Source organism: Flavobacterium sp. UBA4197 (genome assembly GCF_002379575.1).
In the GTDB taxonomy this organism is placed as follows: domain Bacteria; phylum Bacteroidota; class Bacteroidia; order Flavobacteriales; family Flavobacteriaceae; genus Flavobacterium; species Flavobacterium inviolabile.
Genome location: NZ_DFUB01000006.1, coordinates 39,821 through 59,325, shown reverse-complemented (window position 1 = coordinate 59,325; position 19,505 = coordinate 39,821). Strand labels below are relative to the sequence as shown.

Annotated in this window: 18 protein-coding genes; 11 read left to right on the top strand and 7 right to left on the bottom strand. The window is 42.4% G+C overall.

What is annotated here, in order from left to right; genetic code table 11:
• The first annotated feature begins 135 nt into the window (after positions 1-135).
• Positions 136-1,404: a Y-family DNA polymerase gene (locus B3394_RS02855; RefSeq protein ID WP_286912803.1), complete on the top strand. Its 1,269-nt coding sequence runs from the start codon at positions 136-138 to the stop codon at positions 1,402-1,404.
• On the top strand, positions 1,395-1,832 hold the full coding sequence (locus tag B3394_RS02850; RefSeq protein WP_177730381.1) for a LexA family protein: 438 nt from the start codon (positions 1,395-1,397) through the stop codon (positions 1,830-1,832). The genes B3394_RS02855 and B3394_RS02850 overlap by 10 nt, the downstream gene beginning before the upstream one ends.
• Here B3394_RS02850 and B3394_RS02845 read toward each other — a convergent pair.
• The 6 genes from B3394_RS02845 to B3394_RS02820 form a co-directional block, all read right to left on the bottom strand.
• Positions 1,829-2,182 carry a hypothetical protein gene (locus B3394_RS02845; RefSeq protein ID WP_177730383.1) on the bottom strand — a complete coding sequence of 118 codons (354 nt, stop codon included), beginning with the start codon at positions 2,180-2,182 and terminating at the stop codon, positions 1,829-1,831. The genes B3394_RS02850 and B3394_RS02845 overlap by 4 nt on opposite strands.
• Before the next feature lie 161 nt (positions 2,183-2,343).
• On the bottom strand, positions 2,344-3,357 hold the full coding sequence (locus tag B3394_RS02840) for an LLM class flavin-dependent oxidoreductase (RefSeq protein ID WP_286912802.1): 1,014 nt from the start codon (positions 3,355-3,357) through the stop codon (positions 2,344-2,346).
• Between the two features lie 67 nt (positions 3,358-3,424).
• Complete coding sequence (recJ, locus tag B3394_RS02835) at positions 3,425-5,122, bottom strand: single-stranded-DNA-specific exonuclease RecJ (RefSeq protein ID WP_286912801.1); 1,698 nt, start codon at positions 5,120-5,122, stop codon at positions 3,425-3,427.
• A gap of 34 nt (positions 5,123-5,156) precedes the next feature.
• On the bottom strand, positions 5,157-5,579 hold the full coding sequence (locus tag B3394_RS02830; RefSeq protein ID WP_273244392.1) for an OsmC family protein: 423 nt from the start codon (positions 5,577-5,579) through the stop codon (positions 5,157-5,159).
• A gap of 13 nt (positions 5,580-5,592) precedes the next feature.
• On the bottom strand, positions 5,593-6,297 hold the full coding sequence (gene rsmI, locus B3394_RS02825; RefSeq protein WP_177730391.1) for a 16S rRNA (cytidine(1402)-2'-O)-methyltransferase: 705 nt from the start codon (positions 6,295-6,297) through the stop codon (positions 5,593-5,595).
• A 73-nt stretch (positions 6,298-6,370) separates the two neighbouring features.
• Entirely contained in the window at positions 6,371-7,432 is a 1,062-nt protein-coding gene (locus tag B3394_RS02820; RefSeq protein WP_286912800.1) for a hypothetical protein, read from the bottom strand.
• A gap of 103 nt (positions 7,433-7,535) precedes the next feature.
• Between B3394_RS02820 and B3394_RS02815 the strand changes: the two genes are divergently transcribed.
• The 8 genes from B3394_RS02815 to B3394_RS02780 all read left to right on the top strand — a co-directional run bounded on the left by B3394_RS02815 (position 7,536) and on the right by B3394_RS02780 (position 17,907).
• Positions 7,536-8,153: a thymidine kinase gene (locus B3394_RS02815; protein ID WP_177730395.1), complete on the top strand. Its 618-nt coding sequence runs from the start codon at positions 7,536-7,538 to the stop codon at positions 8,151-8,153.
• A 3-nt stretch (positions 8,154-8,156) separates the two neighbouring features.
• The gene (locus B3394_RS02810) at positions 8,157-10,592 is read left to right on the top strand and encodes a bifunctional UDP-N-acetylmuramoyl-tripeptide:D-alanyl-D-alanine ligase/alanine racemase (protein ID WP_286912799.1); all 2,436 of its coding nucleotides are present in this window, start codon (positions 8,157-8,159) and stop codon (positions 10,590-10,592) included.
• A gap of 83 nt (positions 10,593-10,675) precedes the next feature.
• Positions 10,676-11,053 carry a large conductance mechanosensitive channel protein MscL gene (mscL, locus tag B3394_RS02805; RefSeq protein ID WP_177730399.1) on the top strand — a complete coding sequence of 126 codons (378 nt, stop codon included), beginning with the start codon at positions 10,676-10,678 and terminating at the stop codon, positions 11,051-11,053.
• Positions 11,054-11,180: 127 nt separating this feature from the next.
• Positions 11,181-12,170 carry an aspartate-semialdehyde dehydrogenase gene (locus B3394_RS02800; RefSeq protein WP_286912798.1) on the top strand — a complete coding sequence of 330 codons (990 nt, stop codon included), beginning with the start codon at positions 11,181-11,183 and terminating at the stop codon, positions 12,168-12,170.
• 99 nt (positions 12,171-12,269) lie between these two features.
• Complete coding sequence (locus B3394_RS02795; RefSeq protein WP_177730409.1) at positions 12,270-12,617, top strand: hypothetical protein; 348 nt, start codon at positions 12,270-12,272, stop codon at positions 12,615-12,617.
• Positions 12,618-12,695: 78 nt separating this feature from the next.
• On the top strand, positions 12,696-15,080 hold the full coding sequence (locus B3394_RS02790; RefSeq protein ID WP_286912797.1) for a TonB-dependent receptor: 2,385 nt from the start codon (positions 12,696-12,698) through the stop codon (positions 15,078-15,080).
• Positions 15,081-15,093: 13 nt separating this feature from the next.
• A complete protein-coding gene (locus tag B3394_RS02785) occupies positions 15,094-15,669 on the top strand; it encodes a type 1 periplasmic binding fold superfamily protein (RefSeq protein WP_286912796.1) in 576 nt (191 codons plus the stop codon).
• 153 nt (positions 15,670-15,822) lie between these two features.
• Complete coding sequence (locus tag B3394_RS02780; RefSeq protein ID WP_273244592.1) at positions 15,823-17,907, top strand: prolyl oligopeptidase family serine peptidase; 2,085 nt, start codon at positions 15,823-15,825, stop codon at positions 17,905-17,907.
• Positions 17,908-17,993: 86 nt separating this feature from the next.
• Here B3394_RS02780 and B3394_RS02775 read toward each other — a convergent pair whose 3' ends face one another.
• Positions 17,994-18,797 (bottom strand): TIGR00266 family protein, encoded by an 804-nt coding sequence (locus B3394_RS02775; protein ID WP_177730416.1) that lies wholly within the window; start codon positions 18,795-18,797, stop codon positions 17,994-17,996.
• 214 nt (positions 18,798-19,011) lie between these two features.
• On the opposite strand from B3394_RS02775, the gene B3394_RS02770 reads away from it, so the two are divergent.
• Complete coding sequence (locus B3394_RS02770) at positions 19,012-19,452, top strand: DUF1842 domain-containing protein (protein ID WP_218618737.1); 441 nt, start codon at positions 19,012-19,014, stop codon at positions 19,450-19,452.
• Positions 19,453-19,505: the final 53 nt, after the last annotated feature.

The following is a 19,505-nucleotide window of genomic DNA, read 5'->3' as shown; positions in this document are numbered from 1 at the left end:
TACCCTTATCATATCAAAAAGTCATCAGTTATTGATGACTTTTTTGTTTTTACACCATTTTTAAGATACTGCCCGAAAAACAATTTTAACGCTTCCCTATCACTCCCATTGCCAACAAAACTGTAATTTTACAGCATGTATGCACTGGTAGACTGTAACAACTTTTACGCTTCCTGCGAACGCGTATTCCAACCCCAATATGCAGGCAAACCCGTTGTTATTTTATCCAACAACGACGGTTGCATCATTTCGCGCAGTGAAGAAGCCAAAGCTTTGGGAATCCCTATGGGCGCTCCGGAGTTTAAAGTACGGGATCAGCTGAAACAACTCAACGTCAAAGTATTTTCATCCAATTATCCGTTATATGGCGATTTAAGCCAACGGGTAATGAACATCCTCCGGCAGTTTACACCCAATGTGGAAGAATACAGCATTGACGAAGCCTTTTTAAACTTTGACGGCCTGACTATTGCCGATTACCACGACTATGGCGTGCAGATGAAAAAACGGGTACAAAAATGGATCAGTATCCCGATTTGCGTCGGTATCGCACCCACCAAAGGCCTCTCTAAAGTAGCCAACAAGATTGCCAAAAAATTCCAGGAACGTACCGGTGGCGTATATGTGATAGATAACGACGAAAAACGGATCAAAGCACTCAAATGGACTAAAATTGAAGACGTTTGGGGCATTGGCTACCGGCTGATCAAAAAAGTAAAAGCACAGCATATCCATACCGCTTACGATTTTACCTTACCACAGCACGAAGCCTGGATTAAACGGGAAATGGGCGTTATCGGACTGCGGTTGCACAGTGAACTGCTGGGCAGATCCGTCTTGGAACTCGAAGAACACCAGGACTCTAAAAAAAGTATTGCCATAACCCGGAGCTTTGAAAAGAAACTATCCGATTACCGGGAAATCCGGGAACGCATCGCGACCTTTGCCTCCGTTTGTGCCGAAAAACTCCGCAAACAGCAATCCTGCTGCTATAGCGTAATTGTACTATTGGTAAAAGACAAACAACAGTCCAAAACCAAACGGTACTATTACAGCCAGATGGAAAACCTGTCCTTTGCCAGCAATTCCAACATAACGATCAGCAATATGGCGGTCACTATCCTGGAAAAACTATACGAACCCAATGAAGTTTACCTGAAAGCCGGAGTGATTGTAACCCAGCTCCTGCCGCAGGATCAGAAACAGCTGCACCTGTTTGAAGATGAAAACCCGAAACACCTCAAACTGATGGAAGTCATGGATGCCTATCACCGGAAAACCGGCGAACGAAAAATCAGGCTGGGTAGCCAGGATTTACAGAAAACCTGGAAAATGAAACAGCAACATCTGTCGCCAAATTATACAACAAACATTAAAGAGATCATGGAAGTCGTATGCCGTTAGCAAAAAAGAACCTCAGCTTTTTTATCCCCGATTCGGAAAACGCTTTAGAACTGCCTTTTATATCAGCCGGTATTAAAGCGGGATTTCCCTCGCCTGCTGCCGATTTTGACGGAACAAAAATCAGCCTTGATAAGGTTGTCGTTAAAAATCAGGAAGCAACGTTCTATGCCCGTGCCAAAGGAAACTCAATGACCGGAGCCGGAATTGATGATGGCGATATATTAGTAATTGACAAAAGTCTGGAACCCAAAAACAACAAAATAGCCGTGTGTTATATTGACGGGGAATTTACCGTAAAACGGATTAAAATAGAAAAAGACTGTGTGTATCTCGTTCCGGAAAACTCCGATTATGAACCGATAAAAGTAACGGAAGAAAACGAACTCATTATTTGGGGAATTGTAACCTATGTATTGAAAAGCGTTTAGTTTTTACACAATTCGCGCAGGTACTTGTTTAAATTCAGCTGGAATAAAGTTCCCTGAACCAGGTCTTTAATCTGGTACACCTCTTTTTCCGTAACCGCCAGTTCGATGGCCTCAAAGGGCGTTTTCAGTAAAAATTTATGGCAGCGGCCACGCATCTCGCATTCCGAGCAACAAGCTTTCTCGCAGGATAGATCAATCAGTTCCGAGAATTCCTGCATTTCCTCCGGCGTTAGATAAAAACCTGTTTCTTTAAACACCAATTGTACTTTATGGCGCAAAACCTTCTTCTCTTTTATCCAAAAGAATGCTACTCCGAAATCATTGTAATAAAGCTGCTCTATCTGTTGCATCGTTTCCAATTTTAAACAAATATAAATAATTATTTATATTCATTCTAAATAAAATGATGTTAATTTTTATTTTATCATAATAGGATAGCCAAACCCTTATACACCTCAACCTTTAGAATATAAGGGTTATATCCAAAAAACCATTAATAGGCTATCCTGCATTACTCATTAAAAACAGAAGCAAAAATTTCGAACGAACGCAATTTGGCCTCCTGACTGAAAATCTGCGAAATGGCCATAATCTCATTCACTTTGGTCGCTTTCGCAAACTCCTTAAAGTGATGTTGCAGCGTTTCCTTATTACCCACAAAAGTAAATGCGGTCATCTGCATCACAGCCTCCCTTACATCTCCGGACCAGATCTCATCCATATCATCCACCGGCGGCATCAAAGGACGTCTGGTATTTGTAATAATCCCGGTAAATGCCTGGTATAAGGAAGTTGCCAGATAATTCGCTTCATCGTCGGTATCCGCGCCTATAACATTCACGCAGGCCAGTACATACGGCTCCGACAAATAATCGGATGGCTCAAAATAGTGTCGGTACAATTCAATCGCACGATAAAACTGTGCCGGTGCAAAGTGGGCTGCAAAAGCATACGGCAATCCCATTTTTCCGGCAAGAACAGCACTTTCCATACTGGAACCTAAAATCCAGAGGGGAATATCAATTCCTTCACCCGGAAAGGCTCTCACGTTTGAAAACCGGTTTTCCGCACTAAGGTATTTTTGCAGCTCCTCAATATGGGCTTCAAAATTATAATTCAGGTCATAATTGTTTTTACGTAGTGCCATAGCCGTTGCGCCATCGGTTCCGGGTGCCCTGCCCAATCCCAGATCAATACGATCGGGATATAATGTAGACAGCGTTCCGAATTGTTCGGCAACCGCAAGCGGCGAATGATTGGGCAGCATAATACCACCGGAGCCCACGCGTATGGATTTTGTATGTTCGGCGATATTGCCAATCAGTACAGAAGTGGCAGAACTCGCCACATGCTGCATGTTGTGATGTTCGGATAACCAGAAACGGGAATAGCCCAAAGCTTCCGCTTTTTGAGCCAGTGTTCTGCATTTTTCAAAAGTATCGGAATAAGTATCTCCCTGGGAGACAACTGCTAAATCTAATAAAGAATATTTAAGTCCGTGGAGCGGATTATCGTGTGAAGTCATTTCTCGTATTTATAAAAAATAAAGTTAGAGAAATACTTGCTTCCGAAAACCCAAGAAACTGTTAATCTTAATGCGGTTTAATATCGCGCAGGCGAAGCTGCAAACTCACGTTGCCGTTCCATTCGTTTTCGTCAATGGAAAAAGCAGCGTCAAAGGATTTCCGGTTTTCGGTCAGGTTGATTTTATCGGCTAATCCGAATCCGATAGCGGCAAAACCCGGCTCTTCACCCTGCTGTTTGACATACAAACGCAAATGCTCTTCGTCCTGACCTATCGTTTTTCCATAACCGGTATCGTTTAATTTTTCAGCCATAAAAACCGGCGTCATATTTTCCGGTCCGAAAGGCTCAAACTGCTTTAAAATCCGGAAAAACTTAGGATCAATTGCCTGCAGCTCCATTTCGGCATCGATACTTATCTCCGGAACCAGCAGATCGGGATGAATGGTTTCCGAAACGACTTTTTCAAAATGCTTTTTAAAATTTTCGTAGTCTTTCTCTTTTAAGGTCAATCCGGCAGCATACATGTGCCCGCCAAACTGCTCCAGGTAATCCGAACAGGCTTCCAAAGCATTATAGACATCAAAATCTTTTACCGATCGGGCAGAAGCCGCCAGTTTATCACCGCTTTTGGTAAAAACCAGGGTCGGACGGTAATAGGTCTCCGTCAACCGGGACGCTACTATACCAATAACCCCTTTGTGCCAGTCTTCCTGATACACCACGGTGGTAAAACGCTTGTCTTCCTCTTTTATCCGGATCTGTTCCAAAGCTTCTTTGGTAATCTGCTTGTCCAGGTCTTTCCGGTCGGCATTAAACATTTCAATCTGTGATGCAAACTCCGCTGCCTGTTCCAGGTTGAATTCCGTCAGCAGTTCCACAGCATAGTTGCCGTGTTTGATACGTCCGGCAGCATTGATGCGCGGTGCGATCACAAAAACAACATCGGTAATTGTTAAGGTCTGTTTTTTTATATTCTGGATCAGCGCTTTGATTCCGGGACGCGGATTCGCATTGATCACTTCCAGTCCGAATTTTGCCAGCACCCGGTTTTCGCCGGTAATCGGAACAATATCCGCCGCTATCGCCGTTGCTACCAGATCCAGATACGGAAGCAGGTCCGTTATGGTCTGGTTCCGGTTTTGGGCCAAAGCCTGGATCACTTTGAATCCGACGCCACAACCGCACAATTCTTTATACGGATAGTGGCAATCCTGTCTTTTCGGATCTAAAACAGCCACCGCATCCGGTAAGGTATCACCCGGACGGTGGTGATCACAAATAATAAAATCGATATTCTTTTCTTTGGCATACAATACCTTATCGATGGACTTGATGCCACAATCCAGCGCAATGATCAGCGAGCATCCGTTATCATCGGCAAAATCAATCCCTTTGAATGAAACACCGTATCCTTCGGCATAGCGATCCGGAATATAGGTGGCTACATTCGGATAAAAGCTTCTCAAATAGGACGACATTAAAGAAACTGCCGTTGTTCCGTCTACATCATAGTCGCCAAAAACGAGGATGTTTTCCCCCTGCGCAACCGCTTTTTCTATCCGTGCCACGGCTTTGTCCATATCCTGCATCAGGTACGGATCGTGCAGATCGTCTAATGACGGACGGAAAAAAGACCGGGCCTGCTCAAACGTTTCAATACCGCGTTGCACCAGTAAAGTGGCTATTAATTCTTCAACATTCAGCTCGGAAGCCAGTTGCTTTACTTTTTGTAAATCGGGTTTGGGTTTGAGTGTCCAGCGCATAATAACAATTTGTATGGATTATAAAAAAAAGTACCTATAGGGTATGATAGTGTATCGCAATATTTACTTTGGCAAACTGACGGAACATTTCCATCACGCCGCAATATTTGTCTACGGAAAGATTTACTGCCCGTTCCAGTTTTTTCGGATCGAGATTGTTTCCGTAAAAATGGTAATCCACACGAACCGTGTGATAGGTTTTCGGATGTTCTTCCGTTAAATCGCCTTCCGTTTCGATTTTAAAATCGGTTACATCCAGCTTCATTTTTTCAATCAGTGAAGCAACATCCAGACCGGTACAGCCAGCCAGCGCCGACAGCATTAACGCTTTCGGGCGAAGACCGTTTCCTTCACCGCCGTTTTCGGGTCCGGCATCAATAGTCATGACATCGCCACTGGGATTGGTCGATTCAAACTGCATTTTCCCCAACCATTTTGTACTAACCTGATGTGTCATAAATCGTATCTTTTTATTCGCTTTTCTCTTTTTTACTTTCTTTTGCAGTCACTTTCCCGCCAACAATAACCACGATCTCTCCTTTGGGTGGTTTGGCTTCAAAATGTTTTAAAACTTCCTCCGCAGTGCCGCGCACCGTTTCTTCGTGTAGTTTTGACAATTCACGGGATACCGAAACCGGCCGGTCCGCACCAAAATACTCCACAAATTCCGCCAGTGTTTTAACCAGTTTATGCGGGGACACATACAATATCATTGTCCGGGTTTCTTCTGCCAGGATCAGGTAACGGGTCTGTCTGCCTTTTTTGTCCGGTAAAAACCCTTCAAAGACGAACTTATCGTTTGGCAGTCCGCTGTTAACCAATGCCGGTACAAAAGCCGTCGCTCCGGGTAAACATTCTACTTCCACATTGTTTTCCACACAGGCACGCGTGAGTAAAAATCCGGGATCGGAAATTGCCGGCGTTCCCGCATCGGAAATCAGCGCAATACTTTCTCCTGCCTGCAGGCGTCTGATGATATTCTCAACTGTTTTATGTTCGTTGTGCATGTGATGGCTCTGCATGTGTGTAGCAATTTCAAAATGCTTTAACAGCTTACCGCTGTTCCGGGTATCTTCTGCCAATATCAGATCGACTTCCTTCAAAACGCGAATCGCTCTGAATGTCATGTCTTCCAAATTCCCGATGGGTGTGGGTACTAAATACAATTTAGACATATCCTAAAATTTAAACACCAACCTGCATCAATAAAATTCATGCAGGTTGGCGTAATTTATACTTATAAAAAGACTACGAGAATCGCTTCTCTACAATCTCCATAAAACGGGTTGCATATTCTTCTTTTCCTTCCCAGTTATTGTAATCCGGTTTTACCAGATCTTCAATAAAATTCTGAGCATCTTCAAAATTATCAAAGGTATTCAGCTGGGATAAAACACGGTTCAGGTCTTCACCGCTTCCGCCAAAAAGGTTCTTTTCGAAAGCAATCCGGTCGTTCAGTCCCAAAGCGATGGCTTTACTGTGGGCATCGCCCGTTGCTTTTCGGGTATAGGCTTCTTTTTCGGATGAAATGGAAAGTACCGGTTCTTCTTTTATTGGTTCCACAGCCGGTTCAAAAACAATATCCGCCACTTTTTCAACTTCGGCAGGTACATCGTTTACTTTTACAAATTCCGGTTCTTTATAGGAATGCCCTAACAACTCTTCCAAAGTGATTTGCTTTGGCTCCTGTTTCGGTTCTTCTTTTACTCGTTCGAAAACCGGTTCTTCAATAATCGCTTCTGCCGGTGCTGCTGGTTCTTCTTCGTATTCCGGAACTGTTTCTTCTTCATCCAGCTCGCTTTCATCAATATCAATCTGGCCGACAACCACCTTTTCTTCTTCCGCTACTATTATTGGTTCTTCCGCTGGTTCTTCTTTGTCTTCCGTTTCCGTTTCCGTTTCAATAACTGGCTCAACAGCAGGTACTTCCGTTTCAGCGGCGGCTATAATCAGTTCTTCTTCCTCCGGCTCGGTTTCCGTCTCCATTTCCGATTCGGCATCTTCCGGTTCGGCTACAATATTTATTTCTTCCGCAACCGGTTCCGGTTCGTTTTCCACTACAGGTTCCGGCACTGCTACCGCTGTTTCTTCTTCTTTGTTTTCAAAAGCTCCGTCTAATTTCTCTTCCAGTTCTTCCAGGCCGATTGTTGGTTTTACCGCTTCGAAATTTTCTTCATAAAAACGCAATACCGATAATATCTCATACAGTTTTTGCGTTTCCTGATGTAACTGAATCACTTCCGATTTATTTTTTAATTTTAAAATGCGGTGGGCAATACTAATTAATTCGGCCTCTAATTTTTTCTTCATAACTTTTGATTTTATATGGAGTAAAGCGGTGGTTTTTTAATAAATTTGTTTCCATTACAAAAGTAACAGAAAAAAACGCTGTTTACAGCCTGAAAAGTACAAAATGTTTCTCGAAAATACGGTAAATCATAAAGAACAATTTGGATGGATTGAAGTCATTTGCGGCTCGATGTTTTCCGGTAAAACTGAAGAACTTATTCGTCGTTTAAAACGCGCTCAGTTTGCCAAACAAAGAGTGGAAATTTTCAAACCGGCCATCGATACCCGCTATCACGATGAGATGGTTGTTTCTCATGACGCTAATGAAATCCGCTCTACTCCGGTTCCGGCAGCGGCTAATATCCGTATTCTTGCCGATGGCTGTGATGTCATCGGAATTGACGAAGCCCAGTTTTTTGATGACGAGATTGTTGCCGTTTGCAATGACCTTGCCAATTCCGGCGTACGCGTTATCGTAGCAGGACTGGACATGGACTTTAAAGGCAATCCTTTCGGCCCGATGCCCGCCCTGATGGCAACAGCCGAATATGTTACAAAAGTACATGCCGTTTGCACCCGCACCGGAAATTTAGCCAACTATAGTTTTAGAAAAACCCACAACGACAATCTTGTTTTACTGGGTGAAACGGAAGAATACGAACCGTTAAGCCGTGCGGCCTATTTTAATGCTATGAAAGAAATGCAGGAACAAGAGTCCAGAAACAAAAAAAATCAAGAATAAGCTTTGAGTTTAATTATCAAAAATATTATCCCGGTCATTCCCGCTAAATGGTTAGGGACTGATGAAACATGTCCTGTAGACAATGTTTCCATCGACAGCCGGTCGTTACAAAACAACAACGGAACTTTATTTTTTGCACTGGTCGGACACAATCACGACGGACATCATTACATTCCGAACCTGATTGCCAAAGGCGTTCAGAACTTTGTAGTGAATCACATTCCGGACACGCTGGAAGGCAAGGCAAACTTCCTGGTAGTTAACGATACGTTGCACAGCCTGCAGGAATTTGCAGCCTATTACCGCATGCAGTTTGATTTCCCGGTAATAGGTGTTACCGGAAGCAGCGGCAAAACCATTGTCAAAGAATGGCTGAATTTCCTGTTAAGCCCGGAATACAATATCATCCGCAGCCCTAAAAGCTACAACTCCCAGGTAGGTGTTCCGCTATCGATCATCGGGATCAATGAAAAACACAACTTAGGGATTTTTGAAGCCGGTATTTCCACTGTCGGCGAAATGGACAAACTGGAAGCCATTATCAAACCGACCATTGGTATTTTAACCAATATCGGTGCGGCACATGACGAAGGTTTCGAAAGCGTAGCCCAAAAAATATCCGAAAAAATAAAACTCTTCCAAAACGCCAAAATTCTTATTTACCAGAAGAATCCACTAATTGACGATCTTCTGGACAAAAATATCCCAACTTTCAGCTGGAGTTTTGAAGACCGCACTGCCGATGTATTCATTACCAAAACGGCTCCTGACGAACTGGAAGTACACTACCGCCAACAGCCTTTTCTGCTGCAACTTCCGTTTCAGGACAAAGCGTCTGTTGAAAACACCATCAGCTGCCTGATGGTACTGCTGCATTTCGGGTATGACAAAGCTGTCATTAAAGAACGCCTGCACAACCTGTATCCGGTGGAAATGCGCCTGCAGGTGAAAAACGGCATTCACAACTGTACGCTAATTGACGACAGTTACAGTTCCGACTACCAGTCGCTAAAAATTGCGCTGGATTTCCTGGAGCAGCACAAAACCCACCAGCAGAAAACAATAATACTATCCGATATTTTCCAGAGCGGTTTTCCGGTGGAAGAATTATATGCCAAAGTTGCCCGGCTGTTAACCAACAATAAAATTGAACGCGTTATCGGGATTGGCGAAACCATCAGCCGTTACCTGAAAGATTTTCCGGGATTTATTGCCTTTAAAAACACCCATGATTTTCTGGTGCAATACAATGCCGCTTCTTTTCAGAACGAAACGATACTGATAAAAGGCGCACGAACCTTTCATTTTGAAGAAATCGTAACCCTGCTGGAAGAAAAAACACATGAAACGGTATTGGAGATCAACCTGAATGCCATCAGCCACAATCTGAACTTCTACAAATCGAAGCTAAAACCGTCCACAAAAATAATGGTCATGGTAAAAGCTTTCGGATATGGAAGCGGCAGTTTTGAAATTGCAAAATTACTGGCCCACCACAAAGTCGATTATTTAGGCGTGGCTTTCGCCGATGAAGGAATTGCACTTCGCAACGCCGGAATTGAAATGCCGATTATTGTGATGAACCCCGAAAACAGTGCTTTTTCGGCGATGATTGCCTACCATCTGGAACCGGAAATCTATTCGCCTACTGTCCTAAAAACGTTTATCACTCTGGCCCAGCAGAAAAACCTGTCCAATTACCCGATACACATCAAACTGGATACCGGTATGCATCGTCTGGGTTTTGAGGAAAACAATCTCGATGATCTGATCTCTGTTTTAAAAAATAACAATTTTGTCTCCGTTAAAAGTATCTTCTCCCACCTTTCGGCGAGCGACGGACCGGAATTCAACGATTTCACGTTACAGCAGATCCATACGTTTGACCGATGGTCACAAAAAATCGTATCGGAACTGAACATCACCCCTATCCGCCATATCCTGAACACATCCGGAATTTACAATTTCCCGGATTATCAGTTCGACATGGTACGCCTGGGTATCGGACTATACGGCGTAGGAAATGATGAGGAAGAAATGAAACACCTGGAAAATGTAGGCACGTTAAAAACCGTTATCCTGCAAACCAAAGAAATTCAGGCCGGTGAAAGTGTGGGCTACAGCCGGAAATTCATGGCAACCCAAACCACTAAAACCGCTACAATTCCCATTGGCTATGCCGACGGAATTCCAAGAAGCTGGGGCAATCAGAAAGGTTATGTGATGATTAAAAACCAGAAAGCGCCCATAATCGGCAATATTTGCATGGACATGTTAATGGTCGACATTACCGGTATTGACTGTAAAGAAGGTGATACGGTAATCATTTTTGGCCAGCAGCCAAGAGTAACCGAAATTGCAAAAACCATTGGCACCATACCCTACGAAATACTGACCAGCATCTCGCACCGGGTAAAACGCATTTTCTTTAAAGAATAAAAAAGACTACTAAAATTGTTAAATTTTTAATCCGTTTTACTACTTTAGTACTAACAAAAATTATTAACTAAAACATTTTAGGTATGGGAATGCTATCAGAATTTAAAGAATTTGCCATGAAAGGCAACGTTGTTGATCTTGCAATCGGGGTGATCATTGGTGGTGCTTTCGGTAAAATTGTAAGTTCATTTATCGATGATGTAATTACACCTTTACTGTTAAAACCGGCATTGGAAGCTGCTAATTTATCAAAAATTGAAGAGCTTACCATTTTTGGAGGAGTCAAGTACGGTATGTTTTTATCGGCTGTCATTAATTTTGTGATTGTTGCATTCGTGCTGTTCTTATTAATCAAGGGAATCAATGCTTCCAAGAAAAAAGAAGCGCCGGCTCCAACCGCTCCGGCTGGTCCTACTCAGGAAGAATTATTGGCTGAAATCCGTGATTTATTGAAAAAATAATCCGCTACACACATATTCTAACCTAAACCGTCCCGGTGTGGACGGTTTTTTTATTTATTGTTATTTTAACCGCATTATTATTTACTTTTGTCATACTAAAAATTTAACTAAAACACATAATATCAAAATGAAAGTAGCCGTTGTAGGAGCCACCGGAATGGTTGGTGAAGTAATGTTACAATTACTGGCAGAAAGAAATTTTCCCGTAACTGAATTAATCCCCGTAGCATCAGAAAAGTCTGTTGGGAAGCAGATTGATTTTAAGGGAAAGAAGTACGCTGTAGTAGGATTACAAACAGCGGTTGAAATGCGTCCTGATATTGCTGTTTTTTCAGCCGGAGGCGAAACCTCTTTAGCCTGGGCGCCAAAATTTGCCGAAGCCGGTACCACCGTTATCGACAACTCTTCTGCATGGCGAATGGACCAGACTAAAAAACTGATCGTTCCGGAAATCAATGCTTCGGTATTGACCAAAGAAGACAAAATTATTGCCAATCCAAACTGTTCGACTATTCAGATGGTGATGGTCCTGGCACCTTTACATAAAAAATACGGCATTAAACGAGTTGTTGTTTCAACCTATCAGTCCATTACCGGAACGGGAGTAAAAGCCGTAAAACAACTGGAAAACGAATTTGCCGGTATACAGGGAGAAATGGCCTATCCGTATCCGATTCACCGCAATGCCATTCCGCAGTGTGATGTTTTTGAAGAAAACGGGTACACAAAAGAAGAAATGAAGCTGGTTCGTGAAACACAGAAAATCATGGACGACAAAACGATTGCTGTTACAGCAACTGCCATCCGTATTCCGGTGGTGGGCGGCCACAGTGAAGCGGTAAACATCCAGTTTGAAAATGATTTCGACATAAACGAAGTACGCGCTATCCTGCACCACACGCCGGGTGTGGTGGTACAGGACAACCCGGATACCAAAACATACCCGATGCCTTTATATGCACACGGAAAAGACGATGTATTTGTGGGCAGAATCCGTCGCGACGAAAGTCAGCCGAACACCCTAAACATGTGGATCGTTTCCGACAACCTGCGCAAAGGAGCCGCAACAAACACCATCCAGATCGCAGAATACCTTGTAGCGAACAAGTTAGTATAATATTACTTTTGGAACATATTGACCGTTTTATTTTGGCAAAACATAAATTTTGTTAAAATAAAACGGTTTTCTTTTTTTGGTTTTCTATATTTGCAGGGAATGAAAAAGAAACTGGCCATACTGAACCTTTCTTTAATGATTGCTGTATTGTTCGCAATACTGTTCCAATCGATACATTCCTTTGAGCATTTGGTTGACGAATTCAGTCACGAACACTGCCACCACAAATACGACCATACCAAAACAGAATTCACACACGGGCATCATGATTTCGATCATTGTTTTACCTGCGAATTCTCTTTCAGTAATTATATCCCTACTGAATTTTTCTCTTTTTCCTTTAAAAACACTTTTAAAGCTATTGCCTATAGCTTTGCCAAAACAGAAAAACCTGTTGTTTTTTCAGGAAGCCTTTTTGCACTTCGTGCACCTCCCGGTACATTATAATCACATCGTTTATTAAAAAAACTGTCATGATCATTTCTCGTGATTTTGACCTATTGTGTATTATTTTGAACTGGAAAAATGCGAACACAACCTTTCCTTGTTCTCTGTTTTTTAGTTGTTTGCCACTTTGGTTTTTCGCAGAACAAACTGTCCGGAAAAGTTACCAATGAAAAGCAGCAACCGTTAAACGGGGCACATATTCACGCAGGCGATAAAAGTGCTGCCTCTAATCCTATGGGAGAATATGAAATCAGGAATTTACCGGACGGTAATCAGAAGATTTTCATTTCCTATGTGGGCTACAAAACACTGGATACCCTTGTCAGCATCAATGACAATGTGGTACTGAACGTTATGCTCAAACCCGACATTACCGCTTTAAAAGAAGTGGTCATCAGGGAAAAAGGCAATGCGCCCAAAACAACCGCTTCCGAGCAGAAAATAAAGAGTGAAACCATCGAACGGTACAGCAACCAGACCTTAGGGGACGCCTTAAAAGAAGTTGCCGGGGTTTCCATTCTTAAAACCGGAAGCACTATTGTTAAACCGGTAATCAACGGGCTGCACAGCAGCCGCGTACCGATCATCAACAACAATGTCCGCCTGGAAGACCAGCAGTGGGGCGCAGAACATGCCCCGAATATGGACATTAATAGTGCCGGGAAAATTACCGTTATTAAAGGAGCCTCAAGCCTGCAATATGGTGGTGATGCCGTGGGCGGAATTGTTATTATCGAACCTTTATCGGTAAAAAAAGATACTTTATTTGGTAAAACAATTGTGAATATGGTTTCCAATGGCCGCGGCGGGAGTATCACTTCCAGCCTGCACAAAGGAAACAGCAAAGGTTGGGCATGGAACGTTTTAGGTACTTTTAAATATTTGGGCGACAGAGAAGCGCCCGATTATGTACTGTCCAATACCGGAAACCGGGAATCCAATTTTTCAGGCGACCTGAAATATATCGGGGACGATTATTCTATTACCGGTTTTTATAGTTTCTATAAAGCCCAGATTGGTATTTTAAGAGCTTCCCATATAGGAAATAGTACTGATTTGGTTAATAGTATCAACAATCAGGCTCCTGCATATATTGCGGATTTCACCTATACGCTCAATGCGCCCAGACAGGAAGTGGAACACCACCTGGCTAAAATTAATTTCCATAAAAAACTGGATCCCAACAGCCAGCTGGAGGTACAATATGCCTATCAGTTTAACAACCGTCTGGAATATGACCTGCGTCGTGGCGACAATGCTAACAAGGCAGCGCTCGACCTGGATTTAACAACGCATGCGCTGCAGGCAGACTGGAAACGGGAAACAGACAACTGGGAAACAAAGATTGGCGTAAATGCCGCCTATCAGACAAATTATGCCAGTCCTGCAACCGGAATCCGTCCCTTAATTCCAAATTATGACAAATATGATGCGGGTGCTTATGCTGTCGTATCCCATTCCTTTTCGGATGATTTCACGTTAGAAGGCGGACTTCGCTATGATTATTCACGGGTGGAAGCAACCAAATTTTACCTGAAATCCCGCTGGGAAGAACGCGGTTATAACAACGATTTCCAAAATATTATTGTGGGTGAAGAGGGTAACCAATGGTTGACAAAACCGACCTTTTCTTTCCATAATGTATCCGGAAGTATCGGAGCCCGAAAAGAATTCGGCGATCACTGGAGCTGGTTAAACAACATTAGCCTGGCGACCCGGAATCCAAATCCTTCGGAGTTTTTCAGCGACGGGCTGCACCATTCCACCGGTATGATCGAGTTGGGAGATTTGCGCCTGAAAAAAGAAAAAGCGCTTAAATTTTCATCCGCTTTATCCCGTAAAGGAGAAACCTTCTCTTTTGAGATCAATCCATACCTGAATAGCATTTCCGATTTTATGTACCTGACTCCTATCGGTCAGGAAACAACGATTCGCGGTGCTTTCCTGGTTTGGGAATACCGCCAGACAAATGCCCGCCTGCTGGGTATTGATGTTCATTCCAACTGGAAAATCAATTCGAATTTCGAACACGATTTTGCACTGGCTTACGTAAACGGAAGGGATCTTACAAACAGCAAGGCATTAATAGACATGCCGCCGTTAAACATTAGCAATGCCCTGCGCTTTACGAAAAAAGAGTGGAACCGTTTACAACTGGAATTAAAGAGCGAGCTGGTTTTCCGTCAGAACCAGTATCCGGATAATAACTTTATCACCAATACCATTGCAAACAATCAATTTGTTCCCACGCTGGTCGACATCAGTACGCCGCCAAAAGCGTATCATTTGCTGCATTTCAATTCCGAAATGAAATTAAAAGCCTTTAAAGGGATCCAGACCACCGTCGGATTATCCGTTCAGAATATTTTCAACACAAACTATAGAGACTACCTGAACCGTCAGCGCTTTTTTGCCGACGAACTGGGTAGAAATTTTCAACTACAATTAAAATTCAATTATTAAAAAAACATTTACCATGAAAAATTTCAAAATAGCCGCTTTAGCCATAATCGCCATCATTTCTTTCGCTTCCTGTTCCAAAGACGACAATGCAACGCCACAGGCCGTTAACGAAGAAGAAGTGATTACGACCGTAACGGCAACGTTTACCGGTGGCGGACAGGTGATTACATTAGTGTCCCGCGATCTGGACGGAGACGGTCCTAATGCACCGGTAGTAACGGTTTCGGGTAATTTCCAGGCCAATACTACCTATAACGGTACGCTTACTTTTATGAACGAAGCTGCTTCTCCGGCTGAAGATATCACTCCGGAAATCATCGAAGAAGGTGTGGATCACCAGATTTTCTATAGAAAAACCGGTAATTTAAATGCTTTCGAATATGCCGCTACTGCTGATAATTTTGACAGCAACGGAAAACCAATCGGATTAAAATCGGTATTTACCACAACAAATGCTGCTTCCGGAACGGTTACCATTACCTTAAGACATTTACCAAATAAAAACGGTGCCGGGGTTTCTGGCGGTGACATTACCAATGCTGCCGGTGGAACGGATGCTGAAGTTACTTTCCCGGTAACGGTGCAATAATTTCAAAAAAAGTTATAAAACATCCAAAAAAGTGCTGCCTTAAAAACAGCACTTTTTGATTTTAACGAAACGATAACAATTGTTTCCTTATTTTTGTTAAAAAAACTGATGAAAAAAACAATAACAGCCATAGTTGTGGTTTGCAGTTTATCTATGAATGCACAAACGTCCAAAAGTACGGGTAAGCTAAAATACCCGGAAACCAAAAAAGTTGAAACCGTTGATACGTATTTCGGCACTAAAGTAAATGATCCTTACAGATGGCTTGAAGATGACCGCGCTGCCGAAACCGAAGCATGGGTTAAAGCTGAAAATAAGGTTACCTACAATTATTTAGAGCAGATTCCTTTTCGTAATGCTTTAAAAGCGAGAATGGAAAAATTGTGGAACTACGAAAAAATAGGTGCTCCTTTTAAAGAAGGAAATTACACTTACTACTATAAAAATAACGGTTTGCAAAACCAGTCGGTATTGTACCGCAAAGATGCTGCCGGTAAAGAAGAAATATTTCTGGATCCGAACACCTTTTCAAAAGACGGAACGACTTCTTTAGGCGGTCTTGATTTTTCTAAAGACGGCTCAAAAGTGGCCTATGCGATTTCTGAAGGCGGAAGCGACTGGAGAAAGGTGATCATCATGGATGCCCTTACCAAAAAAATAATTGAAGATACTTTGGTTGATGTAAAATTCAGCGGTGTATCCTGGAGAGGAAATGAAGGTTTCTACTATTCCAGTTACGACAAACCGGCCGGAAGTGAACTATCGGCTAAAACAGACCAGCACAAGCTGTATTTCCATAAATTGGGAACTTCTCAAAAAGAAGATAAAGTGATCTTCGGACTGGATCAGAAAAGAAGATATGTAGGTGGTGCCGTTACCGAAGATGATAAATATTTAGTAATTACCGCTTCAACATCTACATCCGGAAACGAATTATACATTAAAGACCTTTCAAATCCGAACAGTCCTATCGTTACTATAGTAGACAACTTTAACAGCGACAACTACATCATTGAAAACGAAGGAACAAAACTATTCATCGTTACCAATTTAAACGCGCCAAACAGACGTATTGTAACGGTTGACATTAACAATCCGAAACCGGAAAACTGGAAAAACTTTATTGCCGAAACAGAAAATGTACTTTCTCCGTCTACTGGTAGCGGTTATTTCTTTGCCAATTATATGAAAGATGCTGTTTCTATTGTAAAACAATACGACTACAGCGGAAAATTAGTTCGTGAAGTACAATTACCGGGCGTAGGTAGTGCCGGAGGTTTCGGAGGCAAAAAAGATGCGAAAACATTATACTATTCTTTCACCAATTATATCACACCGGGAACTACGTATGCTTTCGATCCGAACACCGGAAAATCGACGGTATACCAAAAACCAAAAGTAGATTTTAACAGTGAGGACTATGTTTCCAAACAAGTATTCTATACCTCAAAAGACGGTACTAAAATCCCGATGATTATCACCCATAAAAAAGGATTAAAACTGGATGGTAAGAACCCGACGATCCTTTACGGATATGGCGGATTCAACGTGAGCTTAACCCCAAGTTTCAGCATTGCCAATGCGGTATGGCTGGAAAATGGCGGTGTTTATGCTGTACCAAACTTACGCGGTGGTGGTGAATATGGTAAAAAATGGCATGATGCCGGTACGAAATTGCAAAAGCAAAATGTATTTGACGATTTTATCGCTGCGGGTGAATACCTGATCGCTCAAAAATATACGTCTAAAGATTTCTTAGCGATCCGCGGAGGATCTAATGGCGGATTATTGGTAGGAGCAACCATGACCCAGCGTCCGGACCTTATAAAAGTCGCTTTACCGGCTGTGGGTGTAATGGACATGCTGCGTTATCATACGTTTACATCCGGAGCAGGATGGGCTTACGATTACGGAACGGCGGAAGACAACAAAGAAATGTTCAATTACCTGAAAGGATATTCTCCGGTTCACAATGTAAAAGCTGGCGTACAATATCCGGCAACTATGGTTACTACTGGCGATCATGACGACCGTGTTGTTCCGGCACACAGCTTTAAATTTGCTGCAGAATTACAGGAGAAACAAACCGGAACAAATCCGGTATTGATCCGTATCGACATTAACGCCGGTCACGGTGCCGGAAAATCGGTAGCGGCTACTATCCAGGAAAATGTAGACATCCAGGCTTTCACCCTTTTCAACATGGGCATCACAAAATTGCCAAACCTGAAAAAGTAATAAGCGGATTCCATAAAAATAAAAACGCACTTCAATTGAAGTGCGTTTTTCATTATATAACCAAATAAATAGAAAAAATGACCGTATTAAAAACGGTTATCACCGTCAAGCAGGTTCCCTAATCCGCCCAAAAGGCTTCCTTCTTCCCGGCTCTTTCCTCCGGCTCTCGGGGCAGAAGCAATAATTCTGTCGGCCAGACGGCTAAACGGTAACGATTGTACATACACAATCCCCGGTCCGCGAAGTGTCGCAAAAAACAATCCTTCCCCTCCAAAAATGGAGTTCTTTATCCCTCCGATAAATTCAATATCATAATCGATATCTTTGGTAAAACCAACGATACATCCGGTATCTACTTTTAGTATTTCACCGGCCTGCAATTCTTTTCGTGCCAGTGTTCCCCCGGAATGTACAAATGCCATTCCGTCTCCTTCCAGTTTTTGCATGATAAAACCTTCACCTCCGAAAAGTCCGGTTCCTAATTTTCTTGAAAAGTCAATCCCGATGGCAACACCTTTGGCCGCACAAAGGAAAGAATCTTTCTGGCAGATGAATTTCCCGCCGTATTTCATTAAATCGATGGCTACGATTTTTCCCGGATATGGAGAGGCAAAACAAATCTTGCTTTTTCCGTTATTCTGATTCGTATAAGCCGTCATAAACAAACTTTCGCCTGTCAGCACCCTTTTTCCCGCTGATAATAGTTTCCCGAAAATGCCCGACTGCTGCTGTACGGAACCGTCGCCGAAGATCGTTTCCATTTTAATACCGTTGTCCATCATCATAAAACTGCCCGCCTCAGCTACTACAACTTCCTGCGGATCAAGTTCTATTTCTACATATTGCATTTCTTCACCAAAAATTTGGTAATCGATTTCATGTGCCTGCATAATTGTTTCGTTTTTTGATTTTATAATTAGACGATCACTTCAAAAAAATGTTACAATCAAACATAGCAACATTTTTCTTTACAATTCCCTAACAATTTTAATACCAGTCAATTACTACGTGCTTTTACCTAAAAACAACAAACCGTATTTTTACGCTGAAACGGGATTTGAAAACAACTGAAATTTGTTATCCTAATCTCAAATCAATAACATTATGAAAACTGAAACAGGTTTATTTATCGTATCGTACCGTATCGCATCTCCTAACCTTGGAGCTCCTACATTTGACGTACATTTAGCAGTAAACACTCCGGGAAAATCCGTTACCGGAAAAGGTGTTGTTCGCAATCCTACGGTTAATCCTCCGTTAAACGTATTCACAGAATTACGCGGCGATTTTACTTATATGACTGTAATGCCTAAAGAAACACATATTTTAGTTGTTGCAGAAGGATATCCTCATTTCAATTTCCCTCCACATGCAGGAATTGGTCCGGTTATTTTACCAAACACCAAATTAAGAATGGTATTGGAAGCTGACTGGCAATCCGGTACTGCAAACTACGCTTATGCAGACGACAAAGGAAACTGGCATGAAGTAAATGACGCAGCTGTAACGATTATCAAAGTAAACGAATTTGCTGCGAGCAACTAAGAAACAACGCTGTAATAATTGTAAAAAGCGGATGTTACTCTGGTAGCATCCGC